Source organism: Belliella filtrata (assembly GCF_022549775.1).
Classification (GTDB): Bacteria; Bacteroidota; Bacteroidia; order Cytophagales; family Cyclobacteriaceae; genus Belliella; species Belliella filtrata.
Genome location: NZ_JAKZGP010000089.1, coordinates 1 through 12905 on the forward strand (window position 1 = coordinate 1; position 12905 = coordinate 12905).

The 12905-nt window shown below is 38.3% G+C and carries 11 protein-coding genes and 1 rRNA gene; 6 read left to right on the forward strand and 6 right to left on the reverse strand.

What is annotated here, in order from left to right; all coding sequences use genetic code 11:
* A 5S ribosomal RNA gene (rrf, locus tag MM239_RS21300) occupies window positions 1–75 on the forward strand; the annotation flags it as partial.
* 165 nt (window positions 76–240) lie between these two features.
* Here rrf and MM239_RS19515 read toward each other — a convergent pair.
* Window positions 241–855 (reverse strand): NADPH-dependent F420 reductase, encoded by a 615-nt coding sequence (locus MM239_RS19515; RefSeq protein ID WP_241350009.1) that lies wholly within the window; start codon window positions 853–855, stop codon window positions 241–243.
* 434 nt (window positions 856–1289) lie between these two features.
* Here MM239_RS19515 and MM239_RS19520 point away from each other — a divergent pair, with 434 nt between their 5' ends.
* Complete coding sequence (locus tag MM239_RS19520) at window positions 1290–2519, forward strand: metal-dependent hydrolase family protein (RefSeq protein WP_241350010.1); 1230 nt, start codon at window positions 1290–1292, stop codon at window positions 2517–2519.
* 80 nt (window positions 2520–2599) lie between these two features.
* Here the strand turns inward: MM239_RS19520 and MM239_RS19525 are convergent, their stop codons facing one another.
* Window positions 2600–3865, reverse strand: a complete 1266-nt coding sequence (locus MM239_RS19525; protein ID WP_241350011.1) for a replication-associated recombination protein A — start codon at window positions 3863–3865, stop codon at window positions 2600–2602.
* Window positions 3866–4031: 166 nt separating this feature from the next.
* On the opposite strand from MM239_RS19525, the gene MM239_RS19530 reads away from it, so the two are divergent.
* From MM239_RS19530 to MM239_RS19540, 3 genes are all read left to right on the forward strand, one after another.
* The gene (locus MM239_RS19530; protein WP_241350012.1) at window positions 4032–4820 is read left to right on the forward strand and encodes a DUF481 domain-containing protein; all 789 of its coding nucleotides are present in this window, start codon (window positions 4032–4034) and stop codon (window positions 4818–4820) included.
* 136 nt (window positions 4821–4956) lie between these two features.
* Window positions 4957–6102: a DNA polymerase III subunit gamma/tau gene (locus MM239_RS19535; protein ID WP_241350013.1), complete on the forward strand. Its 1146-nt coding sequence runs from the start codon at window positions 4957–4959 to the stop codon at window positions 6100–6102.
* A gap of 38 nt (window positions 6103–6140) precedes the next feature.
* The gene (locus tag MM239_RS19540; protein ID WP_241350014.1) at window positions 6141–6680 is read left to right on the forward strand and encodes a DNA polymerase III subunit gamma/tau; all 540 of its coding nucleotides are present in this window, start codon (window positions 6141–6143) and stop codon (window positions 6678–6680) included.
* Here the strand turns inward: MM239_RS19540 and MM239_RS19545 are convergent.
* From MM239_RS19545 to MM239_RS19560, 4 genes are read right to left on the reverse strand one after another with little or no spacing between them, the layout of a single operon-like run.
* Window positions 6677–7666 carry a DUF3078 domain-containing protein gene (locus MM239_RS19545; RefSeq protein WP_241350015.1) on the reverse strand — a complete coding sequence of 330 codons (990 nt, stop codon included), beginning with the start codon at window positions 7664–7666 and terminating at the stop codon, window positions 6677–6679. The genes MM239_RS19540 and MM239_RS19545 overlap by 4 nt on opposite strands.
* Before the next feature lie 28 nt (window positions 7667–7694).
* Entirely contained in the window at window positions 7695–9290 is a 1596-nt protein-coding gene (locus tag MM239_RS19550) for a LysM peptidoglycan-binding domain-containing protein (protein WP_241350016.1), read from the reverse strand.
* Entirely contained in the window at window positions 9287–9931 is a 645-nt protein-coding gene (locus MM239_RS19555; protein ID WP_241350017.1) for an O-methyltransferase, read from the reverse strand. Before MM239_RS19555 ends, MM239_RS19550 begins: the two co-directional genes overlap by 4 nt.
* Window positions 9932–9933: 2 nt before the next feature.
* Window positions 9934–11163 (reverse strand): M16 family metallopeptidase, encoded by a 1230-nt coding sequence (locus MM239_RS19560; protein WP_241350018.1) that lies wholly within the window; start codon window positions 11161–11163, stop codon window positions 9934–9936.
* Between the two features lie 286 nt (window positions 11164–11449).
* Here MM239_RS19560 and MM239_RS19565 point away from each other — a divergent pair, with 286 nt between their 5' ends.
* Window positions 11450–12739 carry an aminopeptidase P family protein gene (locus MM239_RS19565; protein WP_241350019.1) on the forward strand — a complete coding sequence of 430 codons (1290 nt, stop codon included), beginning with the start codon at window positions 11450–11452 and terminating at the stop codon, window positions 12737–12739.
* The last annotated feature ends 166 nt before the right edge of the window (window positions 12740–12905 follow it).

The window sequence follows — 12905 nt, forward strand, 5'->3', positions numbered from 1 at the left end:
CCCGAACAGAGAAGTTAAGCCCTGCTGCGCCGATGGTACTGGGGTTACACCCGGGAGAGTAGGTCGCCGCCACATTATTAAAAAGCCTTTCAGGAAACTGAGAGGCTTTTGGCGTTTATGGGGGAAAGCGGGAGGTTAGAAATTAGAGACAAGAGAAAAGGAACCAGAGACGAGAAACAAGAGTAAAAAAAAAAGCTGACAATTGTATCGTCAGCCTTTAGTATAACCGTAAATCCTAAATTAAACAGAAATCAACTTAAAGTGATAATCTGTCTGGTCTCTTTTATTTATAGCAATTTCTTTTCTCAAATGGTAGAATGCTTCAAGCAAATATGCGCTTTCTAAATCACCTGCGTCTACAGCTTTGAACCCCACAACTTCTATGAGCTTTTTTACTCTAAATTTCACCACATTGCTTTCTCCACAATAATAGGTTTCTTTGATTAAGCCTAGAGGATCTGATTTTGGATAGTCTAAGCCAAGATTATTAAATGCTTTGTAGATTGTCTTGTTTCCAATACATTCTTGTATGTAAGTAGTGTTACATTTAAATACTTTATTAAACGAGCTATTTGTGCAATCAATAAGTATTTTGTCTGTTAAATCTGCATTTTTTAAAGCTTCGCAGACTAATTTGAGGTTTTCATTTTCACAGCAAATTAGGATTACCTCTGATTGAGCAATAGTATTTTCGTAGGTAAAAACTTTGTCAGATAGCATGTTTAGAATCTTCCATCGGATATCCTTTGGTTCAAATCCATTTCGTACTCCAATTGATACTTCAATTCCAGTAGCAATGTATTTGCTACCCAATGTATAAGCAAGGGTAGTGCTACCCAATATTCCTAAATTCATAATTCTCGATTTTTGCAGGGTGATGCATTTGCTTTTTCCGAATTTACAACCAATTCTTTTTTCAATAAAATTGGTTGTTTATGTATTAAAGTGATGGAAATTATAAATAAATTAGCATGCTGCAAAATAAAATATGGATTAAATTAATCTTTGTTTATATAATGCAATTATCAGTATGTAAATATGTTTTTAATATATGTGTGTTTTAGATATTGTTGGATATGAGGAACTTAATAGTTTGTTTTAATTGCTTGATAGATAGTTTATTTCAGGGGCTATTTATAGTTTTTGCTTTTATAGAATCAAAGGTAATTCGATTTAGGAGTAAGTATTTATATCGCTTTATATCCCTTTTTATAGTAATTTTATTTCAAATTGGAATTCAAAATTCTTTTGCTCAAATCGGTAACGAGGAGAGTATTTCAATAAGTAATGTGAGAATTTATCATCCGAAGAATGGTGTGTCTAAATCTCTCTATACAGTAGTTATCGAAGATGGGATGATAAAGAAGATAGAATCTGGTAATCATTCAAGCTCAAATAAAATTATTGATGGGAAAGGTAGTGTTTTGATACCAGGGTTGATAGATGTTCATGTACACATGGCATTTGGTGCGCTAAGTATGCGTGAAATGATGTCACCTATGCTGTCCGAAGGTCTGATTATGCGGAAGGTTGGCGGAAATGCAGAGAAAATGTTATTGCGAGGGTTTACTTCTGTGAGAGATGCAGGTGGCCCTATTTTCCCTCTCAAAAAGGCAATCGATGAAGGTAAATTAACAGGCCCTAGAATATGGCCATCTGGGGCAACCATATCTCAAACCGCTGGACATGGAGATTTTAGAACTCCTGATGAAAGTTCGAGGAAATTTTTTAGTGAGCCTTCAAGGGCAGAAAGGTTCAATGCTACTTTTATAGCAGACGGAAGGCCTGAAGTTTTGACAGCTGTCAGGGAAAACCTAAGATTTGGAGCAAGCCAAATAAAACTAATGGCAGGTGGTGGGACTTCTTCAGCATATGATCCAGTAGATGTGACACAATATACTTTTGATGAAATGCTAGCAGCTGTAGAGGCCGCGGAAGATTGGGGGACATACGTGATGGTGCATGCATATACCCCAAGGGCTGTTCAGCGAGCTATCAAAGCAGGTGTCAAATGTGTAGAGCATGGGCAGATGCTTGATCAAAAAACTCTTCGAATGATGAAGAAAAACAATGTCTGGCTTAGCACGCAAAACCTTGTCGAAAGTACTCCTGATATGGATCCGATGAGGGTGGAAAAGCGGAAGCCTGTGATCGAAGGCCAAGAACAGTTATGGCCATTGGCAAAAAAGATGAAGCTCAAGATCGCTTGGGGGACCGATTTTCTTTTTGAACCTGAGCTGAATGAACAACAGAATGCTTACATTCTGAGATTACAGAAATGGTTTACAAATGCAGAAATTATTAACATGGTAACGCAAGATAATGCAGAATTGCTTCAACTATCAGGACTAAGGAGCCCTTATCCTGGGAAGTTGGGCATCATTGAGGAAGGAGCCTTGGCAGACTTGATCCTTGTAGATGGTGACCCCCTTGAAGATCTTTCTCTAATCGCTAATCCTGAGGAGAAATTTCTTTTGATCATGAAGGAAGGGAAAATATATAAAAATATGCTGAACTGATTTTTTTGAGTAAAAGCATATAGGTAAACATAATACGTTTTGTGATTTTGTTGTATCAAATTCAAGAAATAACAATTTGATTAATAGCCATATTTCCCTTTCCATTTTGAATTTAAGTATTTTCTAAGTTCATTTTCCCTTGGGTTATTACTTGGATCGTATAGTTTTAAGTTCTTGATTTCGTCGGGCATAAATTCCTGATTGACAAAGTTTCCTTCAAAATCATGTGCATATTTATAATCTTTTCCATAATTAAGGTCTTTCATGAGTTTTGTGGGAGCATTTCGAAGGTGTAATGGAACAGAGAGATCTCCTTTTTCTTTTACGATTGCCTGTGCTTTATTTATGGCGATGTAGGCAGCGTTACTTTTTGGTGAACTTGCTAGGTAGGTGACACATTGAGAAAGTATGATCCTAGATTCTGGATATCCTATTATTTTCACAGCATCAAAACAGTTTGTAGCCAATAGCAGCGCATTTGGATTCGCATTTCCAATATCTTCTGAGGCGAGGATGACCAATCTCCGGGCTATAAACTTAACATCTTCTCCACCTTCGATCATTCTTGCAAGCCAGTAAACAGCTGCATTGGGATCAGAGCCACGAATCGATTTGATAAAGGCTGAAATGATATCATAGTGAAGCTCTCCACTTTTATCATATAACGCTACTTTCTGTTGCGCTATTTTAATTACTTTTTCATTGGTGACTACGATCGGGTTTTCATGAATTCCACTTAAAATGATTTCGAATAGATTCAGGAGCTTTCTGCCGTCGCCACCAGAGAGTCGAAGCAATGCTTCAGTCTCTTCAAGTATAATGTCTTTTTTCTTTAGCAATATATCTTTTGCCATTGCCTGTTTGATCATTGCCTCTAAGTCCTCTTTTTCTAGTGGATTTAGGGTGAAAACTTGACACCTAGAAAGAAGGGCTGCGTTGACTTCAAAAGACGGGTTTTCCGTTGTAGCACCTATAAGCCTGATAATTCCTTTTTCAACTGCACCAAGAAGAGCATCTTGTTGTGATTTATTGAACCTGTGAATCTCATCTATAAAAAGCACAGCTCCCATTTGGTAGCGTGCCTTTTCAATTACTTCCCTGATGTCTTTTACGCCTGAACTAATTGCACTGAGGGTGTAAAATGGGACTTTAATTTCATTGGCGATGATATTTGCAATAGTAGTTTTTCCAACTCCAGGAGGTCCCCATAAGATCAATGATGGTACTTGACCACTTTTGATGGCTCGATAAAGAAAAGTTTGACTTCCTGTAAGGTGGCTTTGTCCAATTAACTCCTCGAGGCTTTTTGGACGCATCCTTTCTGCAAGTGGTGTATTATCTATCATTGTCGACTGTGGATTATTGATTCAAATGCAATATTAAGAAGTTATAGAGGTATAATAGGTTTTGGGGAGGTGTTAATCTGATTTTTGATGATAAAAGGGGATAATAAACTTGCAATCTCTAATAGAAATCAAAAACTTTGTATTTCATCAAGAAAAATCTAACGTTTTGAAGAAAATTATCTTTTTATTACTCGTTTTATCACCTTTTGTTTCCAAATCTCAAATCTTAAATATCGAGAAATCCAGATTAGAAAAAGATACGACCAAGGTATTCATGCTTAAGACGGTGGCTGGGATGAATCTTTACAACAGAAGTGCTGCGGCCGATGATCCTGTCAACCTTTTTGGATATAACCTAGATATCAATGCATTGTACTATCCAGGGAAGCATGGTTATATGTTTATCTCAAAGTTTGATTACTTAAGAATTAATGATTCGGACTTTTTAAATTTTGGGATGGTGCATGGTCGAGCTAATTTTCTGAGAGAGAATACCATAAATTATGAGACATTTGTTCAATATTCTTTTGATAATTTTCGTGGACTAGACCCCCGTTGGATAGTAGGTGGTTCGGTAAGACATAGTCTTATCAACACTGAAAAGGTTTCATTATTATATGGAATAGGTGGGATGTATGAATATGAGAAATGGGCTGTTCCCAATGAAGATAGGTTTGTGGAAGTAGGGTTTATTAAAAGTTCTAATTACCTAAGCTTCCGTGCTACAATCAATGACTTTGTGGATTTCAATACAGTGAACTACTATCAAGTCGGCTATGATGATGGAATTTCAGCATTTAGACACAGGATTAGTAATTCTACAATTTTGAATACCAAACTTACTGAGCGCTTTTCCATATCTAATAGCTTTGAAATCTCCTATGAGGATAAACCAATTGTGCCAATTACAAGAGTGATTTATTCCTTTAGGACAGGATTATCTGTTAATTTCTAAAGTTTGATTCTGGAAAAAGTTGGCTGATGTTTGATGTTGAAATTATGTTCAAGATTTTCAGGAGGGTCAGTAAAAAAGATAATGCTTTTTGGAAGTGTCTGAGGACTAATATGCAAATATTTTATATCTTGCAGTGATGGAAAATTTTGTAGTATCAGCCAGGAAATATAGACCTTCTAATTTCAAGAGTGTAGTAGGCCAAAGCCATATCACGACTACGCTCAAGAATGCTATCAAGAATAACCACTTGGCTCAAGCATTTCTTTTTTGTGGTCCTAGAGGAGTTGGTAAAACTACTTGTGCTAGGATCTTGGCCAAGACGATAAATTGTCAAAACCTGACTGCAGATTTTGAGGCATGTAATGAGTGTGATTCATGCAAAGCATTCAATAATAATGCTTCTTTCAATGTTCATGAGCTCGATGCAGCGTCAAACAACTCCGTGGATGATATTAGAAACCTTGTGGAGCAGGTTCGTTACGCCCCACAACAAGGTCAGTATAAGGTGTATATCATTGATGAGGTTCACATGCTTTCCAATCAAGCTTTCAATGCTTTTTTGAAGACCTTAGAAGAGCCTCCCAAATATGCTATTTTTATATTAGCGACCACCGAAAAGCATAAAATCATCCCAACGATATTGTCAAGGTGTCAAATATTTGATTTCAATAGGATTCAAATCAAGGATATTGCAGAACACTTGAAGTATATCGCTGGAGAAGAAAGAATTGAATCCGAAGAAGAAGCACTTAGGCTGATCGCTACTAAGGCAGATGGTGCTTTGAGAGATGCATTATCTATTTTTGACCTGATTGTAACCTATTCTGCGGGGAGCAAACTCACCTATCAGGAGACTATTTCCAATTTGCATATTTTGGATTATGACTATTACTTCAAAGTAGTAGATGCGCTTCTAGAAGAAAGTATCTCCAATGTGCTTTTGATTTTTGATGAAATCCTCAAAAAGGGCTTTGACGGTCACAATTTCATCGTAGGGCTTAATGAACACTTTAGGGATTTGATGGTGTGTAAAGATGCCCAAACTGTCAATCTACTAGAAGTCTCCGAAAGCGCAAAGGAACGTTATCTCAAACAGTCTCAAGATGCTTCACTTTCTTTCCTTTTGACGGCAATGAATATTTGCAACCAATGTGATATCCACTACAAGGCCTCCAAGAATCAAAGGTTGCATGTGGAATTGGCATTGATGAAGCTGGCAAAGGTGAATCAGGCAGTATCTTTAGCTGCCTTGGCTCAAGAGGATTCAAAAAAAAAAGCTTAACAACCCAAACTGAAAATTCTAATTCAGTTGCTCCAAGTTTGTTTGCAGATGCAAACCCTTTTGGTCCCAAAAAAACGCCAGTTCAAAAGACCATAGCAATACCTAAGTCTGTAGCTGAAACAACAAAAATAGTTGCTCAAAGGCCTGAGCTAAGTCAAGTACAAGAAATTGTAGAAGAAGTGGTGAAAGTAGAAACGCCACGTCAGAAAGAAGAGATTGACGAGCATAAAGTAAAGCTTGTGCTGGATGATTTGGTTGAGGAGTTCAGGTCAAAGGGTAAGAATCTTGAAGCCACTTTACTCAAGCAACCTTTTAAGTTAGAAAATGAATCATTGGTTCTTTTACTCAATGGTGAGATTCAAGAAGAGATATTTTCAAAAGCAAAGGGTGATTTACAACAAATTTTTAGAGCTAAGTTGAGGAATGATCAGCTAAGTGTTCACTACGAGATCAAAGAAGAAGCTGTGCCAGAAGGTAAGCGATTATATACTTCTACAGATAAGTTAAATTATTTGCTTGAAAAGCATGGAGCATTGCGAGAATTGCAGCGTAAATTCAACTTAGAGACTGACTTTTAGAAATCTATCCCTATACCAAAATTTATGAGATTTTGAAGTTGTATAGCAGGTCCTACGGTATCATCTGACCGAGTGATCATCACTCGTTCATCGTAGATAAGTACAGTTTCTATACGTGTCGTGATGTACCTATTTACTTTCATAGAAATGATAGAGTTCAAGTTTACGACCATGTTTCCTAGTCTTTCATAGCTAGAGAAAAGGTTGAGATCTGCCTTCCATCGTATATTTTCTAAAATTTGAATATCGGTAGCTGAACTTAAAGACACCCCAGCTTCAGCTCGAATGGTCTCTCCAGGTATCACTCCAAATGCACCAGCACGACTCAATGAATCGTCCATCACGATGGTGAAACGACCTGTGAAAGGAGAAGCAATTACGGATACCTTATCGTTATTTTTGTACTCTTTTTTAAAATTGAGACCAGTAGAAGATTGAATGTAAGCTGGTGCTAGGATGTCAGAAATTCGCTGCCTAGCATCCCTGTCAGCTCCAGATGGCCGGAAATACCTATATCCACCAAGTAACTGTGTCCTGGCATCAATCTGTGTAGATAAGTACCACTTTGGAGTAAGTTCACGTCCGTATTTGCTGATAAAGATAAAGTTATCATTGGTTTTTCGAGTAGCAAATTCTCGATCACTTTGCCTGTTGAACCCGAAATTGACTGTTAGGTTGTTGTCCCAGATTTTTTCATCCTTTTTGAAATTAGCAAAAAGATTCAACCCGGTATTCAAGGCCATGTTGCTAGCGCCACCCGCAGCCCAGTTTGTTAGGCTGACTTGCTGAATGCTCAGGTTGAAATTACCACCAGTTTTCCAATAAACAGGCTTATCAGGCCTCATGATGATCACAGAATCACCCAGCATGATGATAGTTTCTCCATTGATCACAAGTGTGTCAGCAAGCTGGATCTCATCTTGAGCAAGGCTGAGGTGAACAGAGCTAAAGATGAATGCGAAAAGGAATAATAACCTCTTAATCATGATTCAAAGATAAACTAGTACAGCGAATTTATGGTTTGTTAATGGTTAATTTTTGTCCTACACGAATATTATCATTGCTCAGTCTGTTCCATTTCTTGATATCGTCGACTTTGACTCCATATTTTTGACTTATCCTGAATAAGTTTTCGCCAGGAGCTACGGTGTGAGATAGACTTTGTCCAGCCGAAGTCATTGTAGCTTCAGTTGACTGATTTGAACTGTTAGGCGCTGGAGATGGCTGATTTTGTGTCTGAACAGGTTGATTTGCACCAGGAGAAGGTTTAGGAGATTGTTGATTGCGTGGAAGAATTGGGATTTCCTCACCTCGTTTCCTGTGCTCCTGGAGGTTGAGTACCATACCAGGAATCAGTCTATTGTCTTCTCGGATTCTATTTTTGGCTTTCAATGAAGATAACTTAATGCCATATTTCTGTGAAATTGACCATAGCGTTTCACCTGCTTGTACGATATGGGTTTCAGCTTCTGCCGAGTTGTTTTTTGCTTTTGTATAATAGTACCCGCCCGCCTCTATTTCATCATTCCTGCTTAGATCATTGACTCTTCTCAGTTTACCTTTCCTGATTCCTGCATCATCAGCCAAGTCTTCTTGACTGGTGTTTTGACTAGCTTGAATTGCGGGAATGTTATTTACTTTGATCTGGTCAGGCTGTGTTGCCATTTGAGTGTTTCCAGTTACTTTAGGGTAAGCAGCTGATGTATTTTGATTGATTGAAGCACTTTGGTAAGTGCTTGGAGGATTGTTTTGGACAGTAGTGTTTGTGAGTGGTCGCGCTGGTGCACTTCCGGACCTGAGCCATACTACTGAATAGGGGCGATCATCAGGAATATTCCCATTGCTAGTCCATTTGTTGTATTCTTTCAAATGTGCTTCTTGCACACCTAGGTTAGTTGCTATGGCTTTTAGTGTAGTGGGGCCTTGGACTTGGATTTCTTCTAAGTAGCCAGTATTTGACACAAGTTTGCCGATTTGATTTTCGAAGGCGACTTTATGTGCGAGAAATTTTTTGAAGTACCAGTGTGTGTTTCTGTCCAGTTCTATTACTTTTTTACCGTTATATTGAGTGCCAAAGTAGGATTTTGCACCACCAAGCCCCATTTGATATGCAATCAAACCACACATCCAATTGTTGAATTGGCTATTATTCTTTGCCAGATACCGTGCGGCTCCTTGTGTAGAAGAAACAATGTTTTTGCGCTCATCGATATGGTTATCTACCCTGAGGAAAACTTCTTCTGCGGTGCCTTTTTTGAATTGCCAAAAGCCTACTGCGTTGGATGTAGACACAGCGTCTGGAATAAGGCTACTTTCTTGTATTGCTAAATATTTGAGATCTGTAGGCACCCCAGAGGCTTGTAGCTCCTTTTCCACAATAGGCATGTAGAGATTGACTCTTTCAAGCTTGACCTTGAAGTAAGTTGGGTTTTTGTGTAGCGCATCCACATCTAGCTGGATTTCTCTTCTCACTTGTTCGTTTAGCTTGAGAGTCAAGTCAGCAAACCTCATTTCTCGAGGCACTTGAGGAACCTGTCCCCAGCTTGTGATTGATACAGAGAAAAAGGAAAATATGAAGAGGGTGAATTTTATGTGATTTAACTTTTTCATAGTTTTCGGGCAAGCATGATACCGTCTCTGATGGGCAGCAAAACATTCTCTACTCTTGGGTCTTCATGGACCATTTTATTGTATTCTAAAATTACTTTGGTGTCTTTGTCTATTTTTTTTCCTGCTTCTACCAATACTTTTCCTGACCATAGCACATTGTCAGCGAGAATAATGCCTCCAGGGTTCATTTTATCAACGACAAGATTGTAGTAATTGATGTAGTTTGCTTTGTCAGCATCGATGAAGACCATGTCAAAATTTTCGTCAATCGTAGGGATGATGTCAAGTGCATTTCCAAGCTTGTAATCAATCTTGTCTGCTAAGCCTGACTTTTTGAAAAACTCCCTCACCATTGGGGCTATCTCATCATTGATGTCTATAGTGATAAGTTTCCCTTCATTAGCTAAACCTCGTGCCATGCAAATTCCAGAGTAACCTGTATAAGTGCCTATTTCCAGGATTACTTTAGGTCTTTGCATTTTAACAAGCAATTCTAAGGTTTTTCCTTGCAGGTGTCCAGAAAGCATTCTAGGCATCATGACTTTGGCATTTGTCTCTCGGGTAATGTGATGCAATAGCTCATCCTCTTGGCTGGTATGATTTTCACAATATGCTAAAAGCTCTGGGGCAATAAATTCCATGATTATTTTGGTAAATAGGTGAGATGGCTCAATTGATTGGGATCAAAGACTTCATTTGCGATATCTAAAAGGTCTTCCGCTGAAGTTTTTCGAATAGTTTCAAAGATGCTGTCTAATGAATCTATTTTTCCTTTGTCAAGTAGGTTTTTGCCGAATACAAGCATGAGTGCAGCATAATTTTCTTCAGCCATGGCCATTTGACCTATGGCTTGTTCTTTGGCCATGTGAAGTTGCATGGTGCCGAGTTTTGTAGTTCTAAGTTTATCGATTTCTCTCATTACTAGCTTTTTTGCTCTGTTTACCGTGTTTTCTTCTGTGCCAAAGAAAATACCTACAAATCCAGTATCAGAGTAGGTCTGATAAGTCGATTCAACGGCGTAGACATAACCATGCTTTTCTCTCAATGAAAGGTTGAGTCGGGAGTTCATACTAGGCCCCCCTAGGATATTGTTGAGTAGATAAAGTTTGAAGCGTTTGGGATCATAAAGACTATATGCTGGCTTTCCTATAGCGCAGTGAGCCTGAGTAATGTCTTTTAAGACAACCTTATCTTTGGGAGTGTAGCTACTATAGCCACTACGTAAGTACAAGCTTCTTTTGGAAGGAATAGCAGAGAGTACACCTTCCACTTGCTGGAGTACTTTTTTGAAACTGATATTTCCCACCACGGAGAATACCAGTTGGGTGGTATCCATTCTACTTGAGATAAACTCAAAAAAGTCTTTCTGGGTAAATTGAGTGACCGTCTCTTCATTGCCTAGGATGTTTCTGCCTAGGGCATGACCTTCAAACACAAGCTCATCAAATTCATCTTGAATACAATCTTCAGGAGAATCTCTGTACATAGCCATTTCCTCCAAGATCACTTGACGTTCTTTTTCTATTTGTTTTTCAGGAAAAGTACTGTTTAGTGTGATATCGATAAGTAGCTCAGCGGATTTGTTGAAATGCTCTTTCAATACACTGGCATAGAAGCATACTTTTTCTTTGGTAGTATAGGCATTGAGTTCACCACCAAGAGATTCTAACCTGTTAATGATATGGAATGCCTTTCGTTTTTTTGTGCCTTTGAACGCCATATGTTCCCAAAAATGAACCAACCCTTCTTGCTCTTTTGATTCATCTCTACTTCCAATATTGAGAACAAAACCAGCGTGTACCAGTCTTGTATGCGGAACTTCAAGATGAATGATGCGGATTCCGTTTGGGAGTTCTTTGAGGTTATATAGCATTATTTTTGTTTGACCAACTAAAGTACAAAATTAAAATAGTTTTTGAGTTGTTTGACCTATAGAAAGGTTAAATGGTTGATTTTTATAAAAAACTGAACATTGATTTTTATTTTTGAACTGATTCCAGAAACTTTTAAAAAAACACCTTTTGGAGAGGATAGAGAAGATAGTAAAGGTATATTTGTATAAATTGAAATATTGAGATTTTCAAAGAAAAGTCTCGAAGTATACGTTGAAATAACGTGTGGATTAATTAAGGAAATTTAAATTGTAAAAATCAACTATAATGAAATACAGACCGCTTTCTAAGGAATTTTACATTAATAACCGTTCAAAACTAGCGGAAAAGCTTCCGTCAAATTCGATTGCGATTTTCAATTCCAACGACATCATGCCGACCAATGCAGACGGTACGATGAGGTTTAGGCAAAACAATGATATTTTTTATTTATCTGGGATAGATCAAGAAGAGTCTATATTGGTTGTATGTCCAGATTTCCCTAATCCTGACATGAGAGAGATTTTGTTCTTGAGGGAAACCAATGAGCATATCGCAATCTGGGAAGGTCACAAATACACCAAAGATGAAGCCTTTGAGACTTCTGGGATCACTAATATTCAATGGTTGTCGAATTTTGACCAAGTGCTCAATACACTGATGGCGCTAAGTGAATCTGTTTTTCTCAATTCTAATGAGCACCTAAGAGCGGATGTGCAGGTGGAAAGTAGAGATGCCCGGTTTATCAATCAGTGCAAGTCACGCTATCCTCTTCATACCTATAGGAGAGTAGCACCTATTATGCATCAGCTGCGTGCTATCAAAGCTCAAGAGGAAATCCAACAAATGCAGGTGGCTTGTGATATCACTGAGAAGGGTTTCAGAAGAATTCTGTCTTTTGTAAAGCCCGGTGTAACTGAGTATGAGATAGAGGCAGAATTTATCCATGAGTTTGTCCGCAATCGAAGTAAAGGCTTTGCTTATGAACCAATCATAGCCTCAGGAGCCAATGCTTGTGTGCTTCATTATATTGAGAACAAAGAGGCTTGTAAAGATGGCGATTTGATTTTGTTTGATGTCGGAGCAGAGTATGGGAATTATAATGCAGACATGTCCAGAACAATCCCCGTAAATGGAAAATTTACAAAAAGGCAGCGCTCAGTCTACGATGCAGTACTTCGGGTGCAGCGATCAGCGATGGAAATGCTTCGTCCTGGAGTAAATATCCAAGACTATCACAAAGAGGTAGGTTTGATCATGCAATCAGAGCTCGTGAATTTAGGCTTAATAGACCAGACAGATATCAAGAATCAAGACCCTAAGTGGCCAGCATATAAGAAATACTTTATGCATGGAACTTCCCACCACCTTGGTCTTGATGTTCATGATGTAGGTACCATGTATGAGCCTATCAGTAAGGGTATGGTGTTCACTGTGGAGCCTGGTATTTACATCCAAGAGGAAGGAATCGGTGTGAGGTTAGAAAATAACATTGTAATACTAGAAGACGGCTACTTTGATCTAATGCGAAATATTCCAATTGATGCGGAGGAGATTGAGGAATTGATGAGAGGGTGAGTTTTGAGGAGAGAAGCGAGAGACTAGAAGCGAGAGGCATATGTCATGTCCTGAAATAGCTTGACAAATTAAATCAAACTAAAATTGGGAAAAACATGACAAAAAGTGTTCGAGAGTTCAAGCGGTACAGTATTAGCTTCAAGAAGCAAGTAGTAGAGGAATTGGA

What these genes read in the sequence shown, in the direction of transcription:
- MM239_RS19525 (WP_241350011.1), bottom strand. Translation starts at nt 3,865, where the DNA reads ATGATAGATAATACACCACTTGCAGAAAGGATGCGTCCAAAAAGCCTC.
- MM239_RS19560 (WP_241350018.1), bottom strand. Translation starts at nt 11,163, where the DNA reads ATGCTATATAACCTCAAAGAACTCCCAAACGGAATCCGCATCATTCAT.
- MM239_RS19535 (WP_241350013.1), top strand. Translation starts at nt 4,957, where the DNA reads ATGGAAAATTTTGTAGTATCAGCCAGGAAATATAGACCTTCTAATTTC.
- MM239_RS19545 (WP_241350015.1), bottom strand. Translation starts at nt 7,666, where the DNA reads ATGATTAAGAGGTTATTATTCCTTTTCGCATTCATCTTTAGCTCTGTT.
- MM239_RS19515 (WP_241350009.1), bottom strand. Translation starts at nt 855, where the DNA reads ATGAATTTAGGAATATTGGGTAGCACTACCCTTGCTTATACATTGGGT.
- MM239_RS19550 (WP_241350016.1), bottom strand. Translation starts at nt 9,290, where the DNA reads ATGAAAAAGTTAAATCACATAAAATTCACCCTCTTCATATTTTCCTTT.
- MM239_RS19565 (WP_241350019.1), top strand. Translation starts at nt 11,450, where the DNA reads ATGAAATACAGACCGCTTTCTAAGGAATTTTACATTAATAACCGTTCA.
- MM239_RS19555 (WP_241350017.1), bottom strand. Translation starts at nt 9,931, where the DNA reads ATGGAATTTATTGCCCCAGAGCTTTTAGCATATTGTGAAAATCATACC.